Origin of the sequence: Brevundimonas sp. CEF1, assembly GCF_051353055.1 — a bacterium.
Classification (GTDB): Bacteria; Pseudomonadota; Alphaproteobacteria; order Caulobacterales; family Caulobacteraceae; genus Brevundimonas.
The window spans coordinates 1,785,436-1,805,476 of record NZ_CP195593.1; the positions used below are offsets into that span (position 1 = coordinate 1,785,436).

The 20,041-nt window shown below is 66.5% G+C and carries 16 protein-coding genes; 6 read left to right on the forward strand and 10 right to left on the reverse strand.

Annotation, left to right across the window (positions count from 1 at the left end; translation table 11 throughout):
- The first annotated feature begins 74 nt into the window (after window positions 1-74).
- On the forward strand, window positions 75-905 hold the full coding sequence (locus ACR9FL_RS09220; protein ID WP_436358137.1) for a YihY/virulence factor BrkB family protein: 831 nt from the start codon (window positions 75-77) through the stop codon (window positions 903-905).
- Here ACR9FL_RS09220 and ACR9FL_RS09225 read toward each other — a convergent pair.
- Both ACR9FL_RS09225 and ACR9FL_RS09230 read right to left on the reverse strand, forming a co-directional pair.
- Window positions 871-1,113: a sulfurtransferase TusA family protein gene (locus tag ACR9FL_RS09225; protein ID WP_436358078.1), complete on the reverse strand. Its 243-nt coding sequence runs from the start codon at window positions 1,111-1,113 to the stop codon at window positions 871-873. The genes ACR9FL_RS09220 and ACR9FL_RS09225 overlap by 35 nt on opposite strands.
- Window positions 1,110-1,604, reverse strand: a complete 495-nt coding sequence (locus ACR9FL_RS09230) for a CinA family protein (protein WP_296173272.1) — start codon at window positions 1,602-1,604, stop codon at window positions 1,110-1,112. Before ACR9FL_RS09230 ends, ACR9FL_RS09225 begins: the two co-directional genes overlap by 4 nt.
- 84 nt (window positions 1,605-1,688) lie before the next feature.
- On the opposite strand from ACR9FL_RS09230, the gene ACR9FL_RS09235 reads away from it, so the two are divergent.
- Window positions 1,689-3,968, forward strand: coding sequence for a spermidine synthase (locus ACR9FL_RS09235; RefSeq protein WP_436358079.1), 2,280 nt, complete (start codon window positions 1,689-1,691; stop codon window positions 3,966-3,968).
- A gap of 131 nt (window positions 3,969-4,099) precedes the next feature.
- Here the strand turns inward: ACR9FL_RS09235 and mfd are convergent, their stop codons facing one another.
- Together mfd and ACR9FL_RS09245 are read right to left on the reverse strand one after the other, a co-directional pair.
- Window positions 4,100-7,549 carry a transcription-repair coupling factor gene (mfd, locus tag ACR9FL_RS09240; protein ID WP_436358080.1) on the reverse strand — a complete coding sequence of 1,150 codons (3,450 nt, stop codon included), beginning with the start codon at window positions 7,547-7,549 and terminating at the stop codon, window positions 4,100-4,102.
- Window positions 7,549-7,863, reverse strand: a complete 315-nt coding sequence (locus ACR9FL_RS09245; protein ID WP_292082726.1) for a succinate dehydrogenase assembly factor 2 — start codon at window positions 7,861-7,863, stop codon at window positions 7,549-7,551. Before ACR9FL_RS09245 ends, mfd begins: the two co-directional genes overlap by 1 nt.
- 83 nt (window positions 7,864-7,946) lie before the next feature.
- Here ACR9FL_RS09245 and recG point away from each other — a divergent pair, with 83 nt between their 5' ends.
- Window positions 7,947-10,037: an ATP-dependent DNA helicase RecG gene (gene recG, locus ACR9FL_RS09250; RefSeq protein ID WP_436358081.1), complete on the forward strand. Its 2,091-nt coding sequence runs from the start codon at window positions 7,947-7,949 to the stop codon at window positions 10,035-10,037.
- On the opposite strand, the gene ACR9FL_RS09255 is transcribed toward recG, so the two are convergent.
- Genes ACR9FL_RS09255 through kdsA form a run of 4 tightly spaced genes read right to left on the reverse strand, consistent with a single transcriptional unit; the run spans window position 10,034 to window position 14,495 of the window.
- Window positions 10,034-11,137 (reverse strand): DUF3089 domain-containing protein, encoded by a 1,104-nt coding sequence (locus ACR9FL_RS09255; RefSeq protein WP_296173282.1) that lies wholly within the window; start codon window positions 11,135-11,137, stop codon window positions 10,034-10,036. The genes recG and ACR9FL_RS09255 overlap by 4 nt on opposite strands.
- Window positions 11,138-11,139: 2 nt before the next feature.
- Window positions 11,140-12,141 carry an ADP-glyceromanno-heptose 6-epimerase gene (rfaD, locus tag ACR9FL_RS09260; protein ID WP_436358082.1) on the reverse strand — a complete coding sequence of 334 codons (1,002 nt, stop codon included), beginning with the start codon at window positions 12,139-12,141 and terminating at the stop codon, window positions 11,140-11,142.
- The gene (rfaE2, locus tag ACR9FL_RS09265) at window positions 12,138-13,598 is read right to left on the reverse strand and encodes a D-glycero-beta-D-manno-heptose 1-phosphate adenylyltransferase (protein WP_436358083.1); all 1,461 of its coding nucleotides are present in this window, start codon (window positions 13,596-13,598) and stop codon (window positions 12,138-12,140) included. Before rfaE2 ends, rfaD begins: the two co-directional genes overlap by 4 nt.
- An 18-nt stretch (window positions 13,599-13,616) precedes the next feature.
- Entirely contained in the window at window positions 13,617-14,495 is an 879-nt protein-coding gene (gene kdsA, locus ACR9FL_RS09270; protein WP_296173254.1) for a 3-deoxy-8-phosphooctulonate synthase, read from the reverse strand.
- Between the two features lie 148 nt (window positions 14,496-14,643).
- Here kdsA and sseA point away from each other — a divergent pair, with 148 nt between their 5' ends.
- Window positions 14,644-15,483 (forward strand): 3-mercaptopyruvate sulfurtransferase, encoded by an 840-nt coding sequence (sseA, locus tag ACR9FL_RS09275; protein ID WP_436358084.1) that lies wholly within the window; start codon window positions 14,644-14,646, stop codon window positions 15,481-15,483.
- A 3-nt stretch (window positions 15,484-15,486) separates the two neighbouring features.
- On the opposite strand, the gene ACR9FL_RS09280 is transcribed toward sseA, so the two are convergent.
- Together ACR9FL_RS09280 and ACR9FL_RS09285 are read right to left on the reverse strand one after the other, a co-directional pair.
- Window positions 15,487-16,791, reverse strand: a complete 1,305-nt coding sequence (locus ACR9FL_RS09280; protein WP_296173251.1) for a dicarboxylate/amino acid:cation symporter — start codon at window positions 16,789-16,791, stop codon at window positions 15,487-15,489.
- 31 nt (window positions 16,792-16,822) lie between these two features.
- Window positions 16,823-17,908 carry an amino acid ABC transporter substrate-binding protein gene (locus ACR9FL_RS09285; RefSeq protein WP_436358085.1) on the reverse strand — a complete coding sequence of 362 codons (1,086 nt, stop codon included), beginning with the start codon at window positions 17,906-17,908 and terminating at the stop codon, window positions 16,823-16,825.
- A 96-nt stretch (window positions 17,909-18,004) separates the two neighbouring features.
- On the opposite strand from ACR9FL_RS09285, the gene metC reads away from it, so the two are divergent.
- Both metC and ACR9FL_RS09295 read left to right on the forward strand, forming a co-directional pair.
- On the forward strand, window positions 18,005-19,171 hold the full coding sequence (metC, locus tag ACR9FL_RS09290) for a cystathionine beta-lyase (protein ID WP_436358086.1): 1,167 nt from the start codon (window positions 18,005-18,007) through the stop codon (window positions 19,169-19,171).
- Window positions 19,172-19,233: 62 nt separating this feature from the next.
- Window positions 19,234-19,983: a DUF72 domain-containing protein gene (locus tag ACR9FL_RS09295; RefSeq protein WP_436358087.1), complete on the forward strand. Its 750-nt coding sequence runs from the start codon at window positions 19,234-19,236 to the stop codon at window positions 19,981-19,983.
- Window positions 19,984-20,041 lie beyond the last annotated feature (58 nt).

Here is a 20,041-nt window from a genome sequence, read left to right on the forward strand (position 1 = left end):
GATTGACGGCCCTGCCCCTGTTCTGGGGCAAGCTGGCGGTTCGCGCCTTCACCCGCAGCTGGGGGCGTGACGTCATGCTCTATACCGGCGGCGTCTCCTTCTTCGCCCTGCTGGCCGTCTTTCCCGCCATCGCCATCCTGATCGGCTTCTATAAGGCGGTCATGTCCATCAGCCAGGTCAGCGAGCAGGCGGCGGCCCTGGCCGACGTTCTGCCCCATGCGGCCCGCGCCATCTTCGTCGGAGAGGTCGACCGCTTGGCTCACACCTCCGCGCGCACTGTTTCAGCGCAAAGCGCCCTGGCCCTGGTGATCGGCGGTTACGCCGCGCACCGAGGTTTCAAGGCCTTGCTGGCAGGTCTTAATCTGATCCACGACGAAACCGAACCGCACGGCTTCTTCAAGTTCAATCTTCTGGCCGTCTTTGTCGCCCTGTTCGCCTTCGCCCTGTTCACCCTGGTGTCGGGTGCGGTCGTGACGTCGCGGTTGCTGGAACACACCCAGGAAGCGCGGCCGCTCGCCTGGCTGGCCTTGCCGCTCGACGGACTTTGGCCTTCGCTGGGCCTGTGGCTCGGGCTGACCATGCTCTATCGCTACGCCATGTCCCACAAGACCCGCGTCGCCTGGACGCCGGCTCTGCTGGGCGGACTGACGGCGACGATCATGTCCCTGATCTTTTCGTGGCTGTGCGCCATCTATGTCGAACAGATCGCTCAACTCGGGGCCACCTACGGCTCGGTCGGCGCCGTCGTGGTTCTGCTGATCTGGCTGTCCTGGAACGTCAATGCCATCTTCTATGGCGGCGCCTTCGCCACGGAACTGGAGATCGCCTGGAAGCCGGAAGAACCGGAGATCGAAACCAGCGCCTCGGTCGTCAACCTGTCGGAACGGCGCCAATCTCGACAGTGATGCGCAGGATTCCGTCCTGCTCCTCGATCCCGCAGACCGTTCCCCCCAGGTCCCCCATCAGATAGGGCACGTCGATCCGCGCCATCGGGTCAGTGGCCAGCAAGGTCAGACGCACGCCTGACGTCACCCCCTCCATCGCCTTGCGCAGTCGCAGGCTGGGCACAGGGCATCGGTGTCCCCGAGCATCGACCAGGATGGGCTCGTTCACGCCGTCACCGCGTCCAGCAACAGAGCCAGGGCGACCCGGACGCTTTCCAGCCGCACCGCCTCGCGTCCGATCTCACCAAAGCGGCGCTCGATGTGAACGACGTCGCCTTGAGGACCAACGGCGGCGAAATGCACCAGACCGACTGGCTTTTCATTCGAGCCGCCGCCCGGCCCTGCGATTCCCGTGATGGATACAGCCGCCGAGGCCCGCGAGCGATCAACCGCCCCCAAGGCCATCGCCCTCGCTACTTGTTCCGACACGGCCCCGAACTGGGTCAGCAGACCCTCGGACACGCCTAAAAGCTCGGCCTTGGCCTCATTGCTGTAGGTGACAAAGCCTCGGTCAAGCGCTGCCGATGATCCCGCGACCGCCGTCAACGCCCCGGACACCAGACCGCCGGTGCAGCTTTCCGCCGTGGCGATCATGACGCCCGCCTTGATCGCCGCCTGGACCACGGTTTCGGCCGCAAGCTGAATATCGTCGGGGAACATGACTATGCGCTCCGTCTGCGAGTCGGTCTAAGTCTGTCGGCAGGGGGCGGGTCAGACGACCGCGCCGATGCCAGCGGATCGCGAATGACCGATTCCACCATGACGACGGCCCTTCGCAAGGGCGATGCGATAACACCGGCGCTGTTCGCCGTCGCCATATTCACCTCGGCTTCGCTCGTTTTTGTCGTCCAGCCCATGGTGACCAAGCTGGTCCTGCCCATGCTGGGCGGTTCGCCGTCGGTGTGGAACACCTCGATGGTCTTCTTCCAGACGGCGCTACTGGTCGGTTACGGCTATGCTCACCTGTTGCAGCGGGTGCGATCGCTGAAGTGGCAGGCGGCCATCCATCTGCTTCTGCTAATGGCGGCGGCCCTGTTTTTGCCCCTTCAGATCAGCGGCGTCTTGGGAGAGCCAAACCCGTCCACGCCGACCGCCTGGTTGTTGACGACCCTGGCCCTGTCGGTCGGAGCCCCCTTCGCCATCCTTTCGGCCACGGCCCCCCTGCTCCAGGCCTGGTACGCCCGCGTGCGCGTCGGTCACGCCGACGGTCAGAACCCCTATGTCCTCTACGCCGCCTCCAACCTGGGCAGTTTCCTGGCCCTGCTGGCCTACCCGGCCCTGATCGAGCCTCTAATGTCCTTGTCCGGCCAAAGGACGACCTGGACCGGCGGCTACGGCCTGTTCGTGGTTCTGGTGCTGGCCTTGGCCGCCGTGGTCTGGCGTCGCCGGGTTCAGGACGCGCCCGAGCCCCCGCCCCTGGCCGCCAGCGCGCCGATCCCCTGGCGTGAGAAGGGCGTCCTGGTCCTGCTGGCCGCCGCCCCGTCCAGCCTGATGCTGGGCGTCACAGCCCACCTGTCGACCGATGTCGCCTCCGCTCCATTTCTTTGGGTCGCGCCTCTGGCTCTCTACCTGCTGACCTTCGTCATCGCCTTTCAGACCAAGCCCTGGATCAGTCTGCCGATCACGCTGATGATTCAAGCAGCCTTGGGCGCCATTATCGTCAGCCTGGTCGGGATGAATACGGGCCAGTGGCTGCTGCTGTTGCTGGGGCATCTGGCGGCCTTTTTCTTCACCGCCCTGATGTGTCACCAGCGATTGGCGGCGCGACGGCCCGCGCCGGATCGGCTGACGGAATTCTATCTGCTGCTGTCGCTGGGCGGCGTCGTCGGCGGGGCCTTCAACGCCCTGATCGCGCCGACCATTTTCAACGGCGTCTGGGAATACCCGCTGGTCATGGTTCTGGTCGGCCTGGCCCGCCCCTGGGGTGAAGGGGCCCTGTCGCGCCGCCAGATCCTCATCCTGGTGCTGGGCATAGGCGTCGCCGCCGCACCGCCGATCGTCCTTGAGATCATGCGCTACAATCCCGATTTCCGCGCCCTGCTTAGCGACCAGGCGAGGCTGCAAATGGTGCAACTGATCCTTGGAGGGGCGGCGATCTGCGCCTTCCTGGTTCGAGATCGCGCATTCCTGTTCACCATCATCATCGCCATCATCACCCTGTCGGCCCATCACGTCGGACGCGGCTATGACTGGAACCTGACCGAGCGCAGTTTCTTCGGAGTCATGCGCGTAGCGGTCACGCGCGACGACGGCATGGGCGGGGATGTCCACGTCCTGATGCACGGCACGACGCTCCACGGCGCCCAAGCCCGGGCGCCTGGCTTCGCCTGCAGCCCCACCATGTATTACGCAACCGCCACCCCGCTGGGCCAAGCGGCGCAGCGTATTCAGGCGCGGGGGGCCGCCGCCAAGATCGGCATCGTGGGCCAAGGTTCCGGCGCCATGGCCGCCTACAAGCGCGCCGAAGACGAAATGACCTTCTTCGAGATCGATCCCATGGTGGATCGCGTGTCGCGAGATCCGTCCTGGTTCACGTATATCTCGAACTGCGCCGACGGCCCGATCCGCACCGTCCTGGGCGACGCCCGCCTGACCATGGCCAAGGAGACGCCGGGCACCTACGACCTGCTGGTCATCGACGCCTTCTCATCAGACGCCGTGCCGACACACCTGCTGACGGTCGAGGCGATCCAGGGCTACCTGAAGCTGCTGAAACCCGACGGCGTGGTGGTGCTGCACCTGTCGAACCGCAACCTCGAGATCACCATGCCGGCCGTCGCCGCCGCCCGTCAGTTGGGCGCGGCCGACCTGCATCAGATCTATATCGAACAGCCGAACGCGCCTGAAATGTCCGAGGCCTCGACCGAGGCTCTGGCCATATCGCCGACGCCCGAAGGTCTCGCCGACTTCAAGGGCGACGGCCGCTGGCGCAAGTTGGCGCCGACTGAGGTGCGGCCCTGGACCGACGACTACGTCAACCTGTTCGGGGCCCTGATCAGGCAGATGAAGGGGCGCGCCGAATAACATGCGGCGTCATCCCGGAAGCGGCGCAGCCGCTATCCGGGACCGCAACAAACGCGGCCCTTCGAGAACATATCCGACTCGTTGCGCCTTGGGCGGTCCCGGCTCTTTGGCCAGGATACGGTTGCTGGCGGCTAGGCCGCTCCCGCGACCCGCGCCAGATCGGCGGTGATCCGCTCGGCGACCTTCAGACGGTCGTCGGGCGTGGGCCATTCGCCCTTCACTACGATCTTCTGATCCGGGCGAATCTTCCAGAAGGCCTGGTTCTTCTGGATCAGACCGACCAGCCCCATCGGATTGGGGAAGCTGTTGTTGCGCAGAGTCAGCACCGCGCCCTTGGGCCCGATGTCGATCTTCTCGATCGAGGCTGTGCGACAGTTGGCCTTGATGCCCACGATGCGCAAAAGCTGCTGCGCCTCGTCCGGCAGCGGGCCGAAGCGGTCGATCAGTTCGGCCGCCATAGCCTCGCGATCCTCCATCTTCTCGGCGTCCGACAGACGGCGATAGAGGCTGAGACGAACGTTCAGGTCCGGCACGTAAGTCTCTGGAATCAGGACCGCCGCACCGACATTGATTGACGGCGACCAGCCGCGGTCGGCGACTTCCTCGCCCGCTTCGCGCAACTCGGCGACGGCGTCTTCCAGCATCTGCTGATACAGCTCGACCCCGACCTCGCGGATGTGGCCTGACTGCTCGTCGCCCAGCAGGTTGCCGCCACCGCGCTGATCCAGATCGTGGCTGGCCAGTTGGAAGCCGGCGCCCAGATTGTCCAGCGACTGCAGCACCTGCAAGCGCCGCTCGGCCGACAGGCTGAGAGGCCGCTTGGGATCGGTCGTCAGATAGGCGAAGGCCCGCGCCTTGGAGCGGCCGATGCGGCCCCGGATCTGATGCAGTTGCGCTAGCCCGAACATGTCGGCGCGATGGACGATCAGGGTATTGGCCGTCGGAATGTCGATGCCGCTCTCGACAATGGTGGTCGAGACCAGGACATCGTACTGCCCATCGTAGAAGGCGCTCATCACCTCCTCCAACTGGGTCGGACTCATCTGGCCGTGGCCGACGACGAACTTCACCTCGGGCACCTGCTCGCGCAGGAACTTCTCGATGTCCGGCAATTCCTTCAGACGCGGCGCGACGTAATAGGCCTGACCGCCGCGATATTTCTCGCGCAGCAGGGCTTCGCGGACCAGCACCGGGTCCCACGGCGTGACATAGGTCCGCACCGCCAGACGATCGACCGGCGGCGTGGCGATGATCGACATCTCGCGGATGCCCGACAGCGCCATCTGCAGCGTGCGCGGAATGGGCGTCGCGGTCAGGGTCAGCAGGTGAACATCAGCCCGCAGGGACTTCAGCTTCTCCTTGTGCTTGACACCGAAATGCTGCTCCTCGTCGACGATCACCAGGCCCAGGTCCTTGAACCCGACCTGTTCGGCCAGCACGGCGTGGGTGCCGACGACGATCTCGAAAGTCCCGTCCTTCAGGCCCGCGCGCGTCTCGTTGGCGTCCTTGGCCGTGACCATGCGCGACAGGTGCCGCACCGTGATCGGCCAGCCGGCGAAACGCTCGGAGAAGGTCTTGAAATGCTGGCGCGCCAACAGGGTCGTCGGGCAGACGATGGCCACCTGTTGCCCCGTCATGGCCACCACGAAGGCGGCGCGCAGGGCCACCTCCGTCTTGCCGAACCCAACGTCGCCGCAGATCAGGCGATCCATCGGCGTGCCCTTGCCCAGGTCCTCCAGCACGTCGCCGATGGCGTTCAACTGGTCGTCCGTCTCTTCGTACGGGAAGCGGGCGCAGAATTCGTCGAACAGGCCGGACGGCGGGGTGATGGCATCGGACACGCGCAGCGCACGCTTGGCGGCCAGGGCGATCAGCCCCTCGGCCATGGCGCGCAGCCGCTCTTTCGCTTTCGCCTTGCGCGCCTGCCAGCCGGCGCCGCCCAGACGGTCCAGTTGAACCCCGTCGGCGTCCGTGCCGTAGCGGGTCAGAAGGTCTATGTTTTCAACCGGCAAATAGAGTTTGCTGTCACCGGCGTAGAGCAGTTCCAGGCAGTCGTGCGGCGCCTCCTGGATCTCCAGCGTCTTCAGGCCCTCATAGCGCCCGATGCCGTGATCCAGGTGGACCACCAGATCCCCCGCCGTCAGGGCCGAGGCCTCGGCCAGGAAGTTCGAGGCCCGACGCTTGCGCTTGGGCCGCGCCAAGCGGTCGCCCAGGATGTCGGTCTCGGAAATGACCGCCACCTCGTCGGTGACGAAGCCATGCTCGACCGGCAGGACGGCGCGTAGATAGATGTCCTTGGGCGCCGCCAAAACATCGTCCCAGTCGCGCACCGGCAGGACGTGGGTCAGGCCGTGATCGCCCAGCATGGCCGCCAGACGCTCGGCCGAGCCCTCGGTCCAAGATGCGAACAGGACCCGCTTGCCCTGCCCCTTCAAAGTCTCGGCGTGCTGCGCCACCGCAGCGAACAGGTTGACGCTGTCCTGCGACCGCTCGGCGGCGAAGCTGCGGCCCAGACGCCCGCCGGCATCCTCGCCCGATCCCGCCGCCAGCGGCGACAGACGGCGGACGGCGCGCCCGGCCAGGGCGCTGTTCCAGTCGCCTTCGTCCAGATAGAGGCTCTGCGGCGTCGGCGCGCGATAGGCTGCGCCGCCCTTGCCCTTGGCCGCTTCCTTGCGCGCCTCATAGGCGTCGGTCGTCAGGTTCCAGCGCTCGGCGCGCGCCTGTTCCACCTGGCTGTCGAGGAAGACCGGGGCGCTGTCCGGCAGGAAGTCGAACAGGGTGTCGAGCCGGTCGTAGAAGAGCGGCAGCCAGTGCTCCAGCCCCTGACGGCGCGCTCCCTCGCTGACGGCGGCGTACATGGGCTCGTCGCCCGGCGCGCCGAACAGGTTCAGATAGCCGCTGCGGAACCGCGAGATGCTCTCGGCGTCCAGCAGGACCTCTGACACGGGCAGAAGCGCGACCTGCTTCAGTTGCCTGGTCGAGCGCTGGGTTTCAGGGTCAAAGGCGCGGATGGATTCCAGTTCGCTGCCGAACAGGTCCAGACGGACCGGCTCGTCGAAACCAGGCGGGAAGACGTCGATGACGCCGCCGCGAATGGCGTATTCGCCGCGTTCCGACACGGTCGAGGCGCGGACATAGCCGTTGGCCGCGACATAGCGTTCCAGCGCCGCCGTATCCAGATCGCGCCCGACCTTGGCCTCGAAACCAGCGCCAGTCACGGCCTGACGCGGCGGCGTGCGCTGGGTTGCAGCAGCAATGGTGGTGACGATCAGCAGAGGCTTGGCGTCCGATGGATCGCGCTGGGCCAGCCGGGTCAGGGTCGCCATGCGCTGCGCCGCGACCGAGGCCGTGGGACTCAGTCGGTCGTAGGGCAGACAATCCCAGGCCGGATATTCAAGAACTTCAATGCCTTTGGCAAAAAAGCCAAGCGTTTGGGTGAAATTGCCCGCGCGCTGATAATCGCGCGCGACCAGCAGCCCGACGCCGCCCTGAGCCTTCAGCCGTTCGGCGACGACCAGCGCGTCCAGCCCCTCGGGCGCACCGCCCAGTTCGACGTCACGCCGCGCCATCGCCTCACCCATCAACCGATACCCTTGGCCACTTCCGCCGCGACGTGTTCGCGCATGAAGGCCCTGATGCGCGCCAGCATCGGCCCGTCGAACTCGGGCGGGGTCGGCTCCTTCTCGATGATCCAGGCGTAGAGATACTGGTCCTCCTCGTTCAGGAGGTGCTCCAGTTCGTCCAGTTCGGCGTCGCTTAGCGTCGGCCCGATCTGGTCCGTGAACGGCCCCAGCACCATGTCGGCCTCGCGGAAGCCGCGTCGCCAGGCGCGGTAAGAAATCCGGCCGAGTCTTTGTTTCCGGGCGTCCTCTGGACGTGCATCAATATCGGCCACGCGGTTCCTTGCCCGGTCCGTTCATGTGAAGAGTTGGATCAGATAGCGTTCCCGTTCCGTTTTCGCCAGCTATGCTGAGGCTAATGCGGCCCGAGATTCTCTTTCCCCTGTTTGCGGACGTCTCCACCCTGAAGGGCGTGGGGCCTCGCAGCGCGCCCCTGGTGCACAAGCTGGCGGGTCCGCTGGTGCGCGACGTGCTGTTCCTGTCGCCGTCGGGCATCATCCAGCGCCGCCGCACGACCGCCGCCGCCGCCGTCGAGGGCGAAATCGGCGTCTTCGAAGTGCTGATCGACCGACTGATCCCGCCGCACAAGATCGGCGCCCCCCTGAAAATGCGGACATCCGACGAGACGGGGTTCGTCCACCTGATCTGGTTCGCCGGATCGCCTCGTCACATCGAGAGCTTGGCCCCGCGCGGCGAGCGGCGACTGGTGACGGGCAAGGTCGAACGCTTCAACAACGAGGTGCAGATCGCGCACCCCGACTACATCCTACCGCTGGACAAGGCGGACGAGATCCCGCTGTCGGAGCCGGTCTATCCGGCGACGCAGGGCCTGACCTCGCGCGTGGTCAGAAAGCTGGCGCAAGGCGCGCTGGCCGTCGCACCGGAACTGGCCGAGTGGCAGGACGCCGCCTGGCTGTCGGCCCGCCGCTGGCCCGGCTGGCGCGCGGCGCTGGAAAGCCTGCACGCGCCGACCTCGGAACTGGACCTGACACCCGAGGCCCCGGCGCGTCAGCGCCTGGCCTATGACGAGTTGTTCGCCCACCAACTGGCCCTGGCGCGCCGTCGCCGTGCCCGTCAGATCACCCCGGCGGCGCGTATCAGGGCCGGCGAGGCCTCGCAGCGTCTGCTGGCCGCCCTACCCTTCACCCTGACCGGCGCCCAGGCCCGCGCCATCGAGGAAATCCGCGCCGACCTGTCGTCCGGCGAGCAGATGGGCCGTCTGCTGCAAGGCGACGTGGGGTCCGGCAAGACGGCCGTGGCGGTTCTCGCCCTGGCCGACGCGGCCTCCAGCGGCTTCCAGTCGGCCCTCATGGCCCCGACCGAAATCCTGGCCCGCCAGCACTATCAGCGGCTAGCCCCCATGTTGGAGGAAGCCGGAATATCGACCATCCTGTTGACCGGCCGCGACACCCAAAGCGAGCGGCGTCAACGCTTGGCCGCCCTAGCCTCCGGCGAGGCTCAGGTCGCCATCGGCACCCACGCCCTGTTCCAGGATGCGGTCCAGTTCCACCGACTGGCCCTGGCCGTCATCGACGAGCAGCACCGTTTTGGCGTCAACGAGCGCCAGCGACTTCAGGCCAAGGGCGATCCGACCATCGGCGGGGTCCACCTGCTGACCATGTCGGCCACGCCCATCCCGCGCACCCTGGAACTGACCCAGTACGGCGAACTGGAAGTCAGCCGCCTGATGGAGAAACCGCCGGGTCGCACCCCCGTCGCCACCGCCGTCCTGCCTCTGGTCCGTATCGGCGAGGTGGCCAAACGGCTGAAGGCGGCGATCGACAGCGGGGCGCAGGCCTACTGGATCTGTCCTCTGGTGGCCGAGTCCGAAGCCATCGACCTGGCCGCCGCCGAGGAGCGCGCCAACGACCTGCGCCGCATCCTGCAAGTCGAGGTCGGACTGGCTCACGGCCAGATGCCCGGCGCCGAGCGCGAGGCGGTGATGGCCGAGTTCGCCGAGGGCCGCATCCCGCTGCTGGTCGCCACCACGGTCGTCGAGGTCGGAGTCGACGTGCCCAACGCCTCCATCATGGTCATCGAGCACGCCGATCGCTTTGGTCTTGCCCAGCTTCACCAGTTGCGCGGGCGCGTCGGGCGCGGAGCCAAATCCAGTTCCTGCATCCTGCTGTATGGCGGTCAGGACGGTGCGCTGGGCGAGACCGCGCGCGAACGGCTGGAGACCCTGCGTCGCACCGAGGACGGCTTCGAGATCGCCGAGGAAGATTTCCGCCTGCGCGGCGGCGGCGACCCCCTGGGCCTGAAACAGAGCGGTTTCCCCGCCTATCGCTTCGCCGATCCGATCAAGCATCGCTCTCTGATGCTGGCGGCGTCTGACGACGCCCGCCTGATCCTGGGGCGCGACCCTGAGTTGAGCAGCCCGCGGGGCGAGGCTGTGCGGGTATTGGAAGCCCTGTTCGATTGGCGCGCCGACCGGGCCGGCGCCGACTAGCCGCCGGGCGCTTGCTGCGCCTCCCAGGCCGTCAGCCGCGCGTGGGCATCGGCCTCGGTGTCCGCGTAAAAGAGGTTATAGGGACGCGCTTTGCGTCGGTCGGCCCAGCCTCGAAACTCGCGGAAGGATTCCGACTTGAGCACGGTGTGGCGCAACAGGCTGTCTCGACATTGCGTGGCGATCTGTCGGTCGATGAAGGCAGGGCGAACCCCCCATTCCAGCCCGGTGGCGTTGGCGGCGCCCAGATGCCGTCGCGCCGGAACCAAGACTCCATCGTCACTGCCCGACACCGGATTGACGCACAGGGCCGGGCGATCCGCCAATTCGACCAGTTGACCGCGATCATTCCAGACCAACGCACGTCTCAACCGCCGACGCGCCGCGCCTTCATCGCCTTCCCCCACCTGCGACCAACCGACGAGGCAGCCGGTCTGAGTGCGAGTGTGACATGCGGGAAGCGTCGTGGTCCGGTCCAGGCTGACTGTGGCGTCGATCAGATAGACGGCGACCAGACGCCGACGCAGGGCGGCGTCGTTCGCGACACGTTCATAGACCAGACGCGCAACTAAGTCGGCCCCCTGCTCTACCCCCGCCAGGATGATCGGCCCATCGGGATGAACGGAAAGCCACTGACCAAAGGCCTGGTCCACATCGCCATAGGCAAAGGCGCGGGCCTCTCGCGCATCTTCACGCAGAGTCAGGCGCGTGTAGAGACTGGCTTGGCGATAGCGCGGGGCGCTGATGGCGCCGGAGCGGGCGAAAGGACCGGCATAGTTGGGGATCACCACCCGTGTCAGATAGGCGTCCGCCTTCCTGTCGCCGATAGAACCGTTCCAGCCCTTTCCACCGTCATAGGTCGTGGAATGAACGAAAAAGATCGCCGCCTTGTCCGCGCCAGGCGCGCGGGCGTCCTGCAAGGCCCAGGCGTCGGATCGTGCGTAGTCTGGCGCCGGGGGCGGTTCATAGGTCTGGAAAGGCACCTGGGGGTCCAGGCCGGCCTTCAAAATGTCGCCGCGCCACACGGCCACGGCCGCCACCAGGATGAAGACAATCGCAAAGCCCGCATAGCCGACCCATTGGCGCAAGGTCAGGCTGGGCATCTTCATCGATAGGAATCCGACTGGGACAGGAAGTCCTGAACATAGCGCCGCACGCCTTCTTCCAACGGCGTCGACTGGCCGTTGAAGCCGACCGCACGGATACGGTCCATGCTGGCCTCGGTGAAGTATTGATACCGGTCGCGGATCGCCTCGGGCATGTCGATGTAGGCGATCGACGGCTCCTTGCCAGCGGCCGCAAACGTCGCACGCGCCAGATCAGCGAAGGATCGCGCCTGACCCGAACCGGCGTTGAACACGCCCGACACGTCCGGCGTCTGCAGCAGCCAGTCGATGATGTTCACCACATCATCCACATAGACGAAATCGCGCAGCTGGCCGCCGTCGGGATAGTTGGGGTTGTGCGACTTGAACAGGCTGACCGTCTCGCCCGCCTGAACCTTGGGCCAGATCTGGGCCACGACCGATTTCATCCCGCCTTTGTGGCCCTCGTTCGGGCCATAGACGTTAAAGAACTTCAGCCCCGCCCACTGACGCGGCGCCTGATCGCGATCCGCCTGACGCACCGCATATTGGTCGAACAGGTATTTTGAATAGCCATAGGCGTTTAACGGACGAAGCGCATTCAGACTCTCAGGATCATCGCGATCCTCGAAACCCGTCTCTCCGTCGCCATAGGTCGCCGCCGAGGAGGCGTAGATCATCCGCACGTCGCGCAGGGCGCACCAGTCCCAGATGTCGCGTGACAGGCTGAAGTTGGTGCGCAGGATCAAGTCGGCGTCCGGCTCGGTCGTCGAGGAAATGGCCCCCATGTGCACCACGGCCTCAATGCGCTCGGCGTGCCGTTCCAGTTGCTCAAACAGCTCTTCCGGCGCCCATAGGTCGGCGATGGGATGCTTGGCGATGTTCTTCCACTTGGCGAGGTCGGCCGTCTCCAGCCGGTCGCAAACGACCACGTCCCAGGCGCCCGCTTCGCACAGGCGCGCCACGATGTTGGAGCCGATGAAACCCGCGCCGCCAGTCACGACAATCATACGCGGGATCATTGAGCGTCTCCGGTCATCTTCTCGATGGTCTTGGTAGTGGAATAGCCGTCGGCGAAATCAGCCAGACGGACCACGCCGCCCCAGCTTTCGACCTCGGCGGCGCCGACCACCTTGTCCTTGGTGTAGTCCGCGCCCTTGATCAGGACGTCGGGCCGCAGTCGCTCGATCAGAGCCATGGGCGTCGGATCGTCAAAGGCCGTCACCCGATCCACGCTGGCCAGTCCACCGATGACGGCAGCTCGACTGTCCAGATCATTGACGGGCCGCCCCTCGCCCTTCAAGCGGCGCACCGAAGCGTCGGTGTTCAGCGCCACCACCAGCCGGTCGCACCAGCCGCGCGCCTGGGCCAGATAGGCCACGTGGCCCCGGTGCAGTATGTCGAAACAGCCGTTGGTGAAGCCGACCTTCAAGCCCTGACGCTTCCACGCCTCGACCTGATCCGACAGCTCATCCAGAGGCGTGACCTTGGACTGAGCCAGGGCCGCGTGCTGGCTCATCTCGGCCTCGACCAGTTCGGCGGGCGTGACGACCGCCGTGCCGCTCTTTCCGACCACCACGCCGGAGGCGAGGATGGCGAACTGCACCGCTGTCTCCAGCGACGCGCCCGCGCCCAGCGCCAGGCCCAAGGCCGCCAGCGAGGTGTCGCCGGCGCCGGAGACGTCAAAGACCTCGCGCGCCCGACCAGGGAAATGCACCACAGCCCCGTCGCGCCGCGCCAGGGTCATGCCCTTGCCGGCGCGCGTGACGACGACAGCCTTGGTCGTGGTGGAGGCCAGCAAGGCCGCCAGCGCCGCCTCGACCTCGACGTCCGTCTCGACCGGCAGGCCAGTGGCCCCGGCCAGTTCACTGGCGTTCGGCTTGATCAGGTCGACCGCGCCATAGCGGGCGAAATCGCGGCCCTTGGGGTCCACGATGACCGGCGCGCCGTATTCACGACCGGCCCACAGCGCCGCCTCAATCAGTGCGTCGTCCACCACGCCCTTGGCGTAGTCGGACAGCAGGATGGCGCTGGCGTTCTTAAACACCGCCTTGTCGCCATAGCCGCTGGTCGCGGGCTGTTCGTCGTCCAGCCGCAGCAGTTGCTGACCGGCGGCGACAAAGCGCGTCTTGACGATGGTGGCCGCGCCCTCGGGACGGACGAGCGCGTCCTCGACCCGGTCCTCGGCGGCGATCAGGTCGGTCAGCTCGGCACCCGCCGAATCCAGACCGGCGACAGCGCCCAGTCGGGCGTGACCGCCCAGGGCCGCGACGTTGCGCGCCACATTGCCCACGCCGCCGGGCATGGCCACGGTGCGACGCGCGCGCAGGACGGGGATCGGCGCCTCGGGCGAGATGCGACTGACCTCGCCATAGACATAGCGATCCAGCATCAGGTCGCCGACGCAGGCGACCTTCTGCTCATGCACCTGCGCCAGCAGAGTCTGCAGCGCGCCCAAATCGAGTGATCGTTCAGCCATGACGCCGAACTAGCGGATTCAGGCCAGGTTCGCCATCGGCGCCTTGGCGCCGACCTTGATGGCCAGGTCGTCAAAGGCGATCAGTTCGGCGGCCAGGGCCTCGAACTGGTCCAGCGGCACCATGTTGGGCCCGTCCGACGGGGCGTTGTCGGGGTCTTCGTGCGTTTCCAGGAAGACGGCGTCCACGCCCACGGCCACGGCGGCACGCGCCAGAACCGGCACGAACTCGCGCTGTCCGCCCGAGGACGTGCCCTGGCCGCCCGGCTGCTGCACGCTGTGGGTCGCGTCAAAGACGATGGGACAACCGATCTCGCGCATGATCGGCAAGGACCGCATGTCGCTGACCAGGGTGTTGTAGCCGAAGCTGGCGCCGCGCTCGCAGGCCATGACGTTGGGGTTGCCGGCGCCGACCACCTTGGCGATGACGTTCTTCATGTCCCAGGGGGCCAGGAACTGACCCTTCTTTATGTTGATCGCCTTGCCCGTGGCGGCGGCGGCCAGCAGCAGGTCGGTCTGACGCGACAGGAAGGCCGGGATCTGCAGCACGTCCACGGCCTCGGCCACGCCGGCGCATTGGGCCTCGGAATGAACGTCGGTCAGGGTCGGCAGGCCGGTGATTTCACGGATTTCGGCGAAGATCGGCAGGGCGTCCTTCAGGCCGATGCCGCGCGCGGCGGTGGCGCTGGTGCGGTTCGCCTTGTCGAAGCTGGTCTTGTAGATGATGCCGACGTCCAGACGCTCGCCGATTTCCTTCAGACGGTGCGCAGTTTCCAGCGCGTGCTGGCGGCTTTCCATCTGGCAGGGGCCGGCGATGAAGACGATGCGACGGCCGCCGCCGATGACGACGGGTTTCTTGAGGCCTTCGGACAGGGTGATGACGGCGTTCGGAGAGGTCACGGCGGCGCTTTCGACTGGTTTAAACGGCGTTGCGCGGGCCTATGCCGCGACTTTAAGTCGGACAGGTGGCGTCGCGGATGCGTTTTCGCAACTTACCCGGCGACTCAGGCCCTGACCACCAACCTCGCGATCATGGTAATCTGAACCTATGACCACGCCCAACGCCCCCCTCATCTCGACCGAAGTTCTGGCGACGCAGTTGGGCGCGCCTGACCTGCGGCTGATCGACGCCAGTTGGTGGCTGGACGGACGCGACGCGTGGGCGGACTTCGAGCATGAGCGCCTGCCCGACGCCGTATTTTTCGATCTGGAGGCGATCTCTGATCCCGCCAGCCCCTATCCGCACATGCTGCCGACGCCGCAGGCCTTCGCTGAGGCCATGAGCGCCCTAGGCGTAGGTGAGACAGACGACATCGTGGTCTATGACGCCCAGGGCCTGTTCTCGGCGGCGCGGGTCTGGTGGATGCTGCGGACCATGGGGGCGAAACGGGTTCGCGTTCTGGACGGCGGCTTGCCAAAATGGCGCGCAGAAGGGCGGACTCTGGAGCACGGCCCCGTCCCCGCCAAAGACTCCTCGACCTTCCAGTTCGCCTTCGCAGCCGAGAATGTCGTCGACCTGGAACAGGTCCGCCAGGCGTTCGATGGCAAGATTCAGGTCGTAGACGCCCGAGGCGCGCCGCGTTTTCGTGGAGACGCCGCAGAGCCGCGTGCGGGCGTGCGCTCCGGCCATATGCCCGGCGCGCTGAACCTGCCCTTCAGCCAGTTGCTGAACGCCGACGGGACGCTGAAGCGCGACACGGCGCTCGAAGCCGCCTTCCGCGACGCCGGGGTCGATCTGGACCGCCCCGTCATCACCAGTTGCGGCTCAGGCGTGACCGCCGCCATCCTGACCCTCGGCCTGGCCGAGCTCGGCCGGTCGTCGCGGCTCTATGACGGCTCATGGGCCGAATGGGGCGCGCGCCCCGACGCCCCCATCGCCGTCGGCTAGCGCTCAGGCCGTCGCCGGAACAGTCGCGTCCGTATCCTCCTCGCCGCGCGAGACCACCACGGCGACCACCAGATCGCCGGTGACGTTCAGCGAGGTCCGGCACATGTCGAGGAAGCGGTCGACGCCCAGGATCAGGCCGATCCCTTCTGGCGGCACACCCACCATGGCCAGGATCATGGCGATGACCGGCAGTGACCCCGCCGGTACCCCCGCCGTGCCGACCCCGCCCAGGATACAGACCAGCATGACGATGAACTGTTGGCCCAGGCTCAGGTCCACGCCAAAGAACTGAGCCAGGAACAGCACCGTCACCCCCTCGAATAGGGCCGTGCCGTTCTGGTTGGCCGTGGCCCCGACCGTGAGGACGAAGCGAGCGATCTTGCGCGGCAGGCCCAGGTTCTGTTCCGCCACCCGCAACGACACCGGCAGACTGGCGTTGGACGAGGCGGTAGAGAAGGACACCACCATGGCCTCGCGAATATCGCGAAAGAACTTCAGCGGCGACATGCCGCCCAAGGTGGCGATGCAGATCGGATAGACCACGAACATATGGATCGCCATCGCCCCCACGGCGACAGCGACAAAGGCGGCCAGCCGCACCAGCAGGTCCCAGCCGAACAGGGCCGCCAGGTTGAACATCAGACAGGCGATGGCGACCGGCGCCAGCCGGATGACGAGGTTGATGAGCTTCATCATCACCTCGAACACGCCCTCGATGGTCTTCTGCAGGCTCTCCGTCGCCGGTCCCCTGGCAAGCACCAGGCCGATGCCGAACATCAGGGCGAAGACCATCACCGGCAGGATCTCGTTCTGCGCCGCCGCCGTGAAGACGTTGGACGGCACCAGATCCAGGAAGAAATCGCCCGCTCGCACCGAATCCGGCGCGCTGCCGACAATGGAAGCCGCCCCGCTGCGCCCCTGATCCAGCAGTTGTTGAGCCAGGGCCGGGTCCACGCCATCGCCGGGGCGGAAGACGTTGACCATGACCAGGCCGATAATGACGGCGACAGCCGAAATGAAGACGGTGAACAACAGACTTTTAGTCCCGGCCCGGCCCAGGGTCTTCAGGTCGCCCATCTCAGCCACGCCCACCACCAGCGCCGAAAACAGCAGCGGCAGAACCAGCATGAACAGCAGCCGCAGGAAGATCTGCCCGGCTGGTCCGGTGATGTTGGACGTCAGCCACTGAACCCAGGGCGTGTCGCCTCCGATCGTCAGATTGACCAGGAGGCCGCCGGTCAACCCGACCAGAAAGCCGATCAGCATCAAGACATGCAGCGGAAGCTTCTGTCTGGTCGTTGCGGTCATGCGTCCCCCGATCAGCCGACCGACCGACGCCCTATCGGATCGGCAGGGCGTAGATCAGGCCGCTGGGCCGCGCGCTCCATTGCGCGTTCAGTCCCCTGGCCAGATTCAGCGCCGATTGCTGGCCAAGGTTCCGTTCAAAAATCTCGCCATAGTTGCCGCCGGCCGCGATGGCGTCCCGCGCCCAGGTTCGAGGCAGGCCCAGAGACGGGCCGAACTCGCCCTCCTCACCCAGCAGACGGCGAGTGCGCGGCTCCTGGCTGTCGCGGGTCAGAGCGGCCACATTGGCCTTGGTCACGCCCAGTTCCTCGCCCAGGATCAGAGCGTTCAGGGTCCAACGGATCACCGCCGTCCACTGATCGTCGCCGCGCCGCACGACCGGTCCCAATGGCTCCTTGGAGATCACGTCAGGCAGGATGGCGTGCTGCTGCGGATTGGGCAGGGTCGTCCGCGCCGCCGCCAGGGCCGAGATGTCGGCGGTGAAGGCGTCGCATTCCTCGCGCGCATAGGCCTGACGCGCCTCTTCCTCGGTCTTGACGATGACGGGGCGGAACTCGATCCCACGGGTGCGGAAATAGTCTTCGACGTTCAGTTCCGTGGTCGAACCCGACTGGACGCAGATACGGGCTCCGTTCAGCTCCGCGGCGCTGTTCAGGTTCAGGGCGCGACGCACCAGGAAGCCCTGACCGTCGTAATAGTTGATCCCGGCGAAGCTCAGCTCGCCGCTGGTGTCGCGGCTCATCGTCCAGGACGTATTGCGCCACAGGACGTCCACCCGCCCGTCGCGCAGGGCCTCAAACCTCAGTTCAGCGGTCAGCGGCACGAATCGCACCGCGTCCGGATCGCCGAAGATCGCCGCCGCCGTCGCCCGACAGAAGTCGACGTCAAAGCCGCGCCAGGCGCCGCGATTGTCGGTGAAGGCGAAGCCGACCAGTCCCTGGTTGACGCCGCAGTTGAGATGGCCGCGCTGCTTGATCGCCGCCAGGGTGGGGCTGGCCACGTCGGCCGGCATGGTCGTCGCGGTCGGTCGCGAGGTCGGCGTCGTTTCGGCGTGATCGGTCTTGCCTTGCCGCTCGCAGGCAGCCGTCGCCAACAGCAGCGCCAGCGATAATCCCGTCACGATATTCGACGCCCGCATTCCGGCACCCTCTCCAGCTTGCGCCCCCGCCTTCTTTAGAGCCCTCTAGGGCCAGAACCGCAACCCGCCGGAGCCGTCATGCCTCGCCTTTCCGACCGCACCCGCCTGATCGCCTCCGCCACACGACGCGGCCAGGGGCGGCGGCCGGTCAATCCGCCGGTCGAGCGCGCCTCCACCATGCTCAGCGACGACCCAGCCTCGATGCAAGACCCGACGCCCGGCCCGGTCTATGGCCTGGACGGCACCAGCGCCGCGCGGGAATTGCGCGCCGCCCTGGCTGATCTGGAGGGGGGCAGCGAGGCCTTCCTTGTCCCCTCCGGCCTCGCCGCAGTCACCGTTCCCCTGCTGGCCCTGCTGCGCCCGGGCGACGAGTTGGTGACCAGCGACGCCGTCTATGGCCCGACCCGCCGCTTCCTGACCCGGCACCTGGCTGCGCGCGGGATCGTGACGCACTTCCATCCGGCGGACGCCTCGACTACCGACATCTTGGCTCTGTGCAGCGAGCGGACGCGGCTGCTGCTGATCGAGTCCCCCTCCTCCCTGACCTTCGAGATCGTCGATGTTCCGGCTCTGACCGCCGCCTGTCGAGCGCGCGGCGTGCTGACGGTGATGGACAACACCTGGGCGGCGGGGCTGGCGCTTCGCCCTCTGGCGCATGGCGTCGACGTCAGCGTCCAGGCCGTGACCAAATACGTCGCCGGCCATTCCGACCTGCTGATGGGCGCCGTGGCGGTCCAGAACTGCGAGGTCGGCCGCGCCATTTTGCACACCATTGAGGACATGGGCTGGCACGTCTCACCCGACGACGCCTGGCTGGCCCTGCGCGGCCTGCGCACCCTGCCGCTGCGCTACAACGAGGCGCTCAAGTCCGCGCTACAGGTCGCCGAATGGCTGCAGGCCCGGCCGGAGGTGGAACGCGTTCTCTTCCCACCCCTGCCCGGCTCGGTCGGCCATGACCTGTGGCGACGCGACTATTCCGGCGGCGCGGCTCTGATGGGCGTCGTCATGAAGGGCGGCGACAAGGCCTCGGCTCACGCCCTGATGGGCGCCCTCAGCCTGTTCGGCATGGGCTATTCCTGGGGCGGTTTCGAAAGCCTGATCACCCATGAGACCCCGCAACTGGCCTGGCGCCAGAACGCGCCCGCCCTGCCCGGTCAGTTGCTGCGCCTGCATATCGGCCTGGAAGATCCGTCAGACCTGATTGCAGATCTGGAGCTCGGATTGGCGGCCTGGCCGGCGCGCTAAACGTCTTGACGTAGCGGAGTCCCGGATTTCCTGCGATCAAGGCCACGAACCAGGAGGACGTCATGGCGGGTGCGATCAGAGTCGGTATCGGCGGCTGGACCTTCGAGCCCTGGCGCGGGGTCTTCTATCCTGACGGCCTGACCCAGAAGCGCGAGCTGGAGTTCGCCAGTCGCGCTCTGACCAGCATCGAGATCAACGGCACATATTATTCGACGTTCAAGCCTGACAGCTGGATGAAGTGGCGCGACGAGACGCCCGACGGCTTCGTCTTTGCGGTCAAGGCCAGCCGGTTCTGCACCAACCGCAAGGTCCTGTCGGAGGGCGGCGAGAGCTTCGACCGATTCCTGTCCCAGGGCCTGACCCTGCTGGGCGACAAGCTCGGGCCGATCAACTGGCAGTTCATGGGGACCAAGAAGTTCGACGCTGAGGACTTCGAGGGCTTCCTCAAACTGTTGCCCAGAGAAAAGGACGGGGTGCGTCTGCGTCACGCCCTGGAGGTCCGCAACCCGACCTTTGCCTGCTCTGAATTCTATGACCTCGCCGGCAAATACGGTGCAGCCATCGTCTATGCCGTCGATGACGAGGAACCGACCTGGCCTCAAATCGATGAGGCCACAGCCGACTTCAGCTACGCCCGACTGATGTCCAGCCGCGAGGATGAAGCGACGGGCATGACGTCGGACGAACTGGACGCCGTAGCTGCCCAGACACGCAAATGGACCGAGCGCGGCGACGTTTTCGCCTACTTCATTTCCGGCGCCAAGGTGCGCAACCCGGCCGCGGCGCAGGCTCTGATCGCAAAGCTGAAATAGGGGCGCGAAGACGCAAAAGACCGAACTTCGTAATCGCCTCGTCATCGACATCGAACAG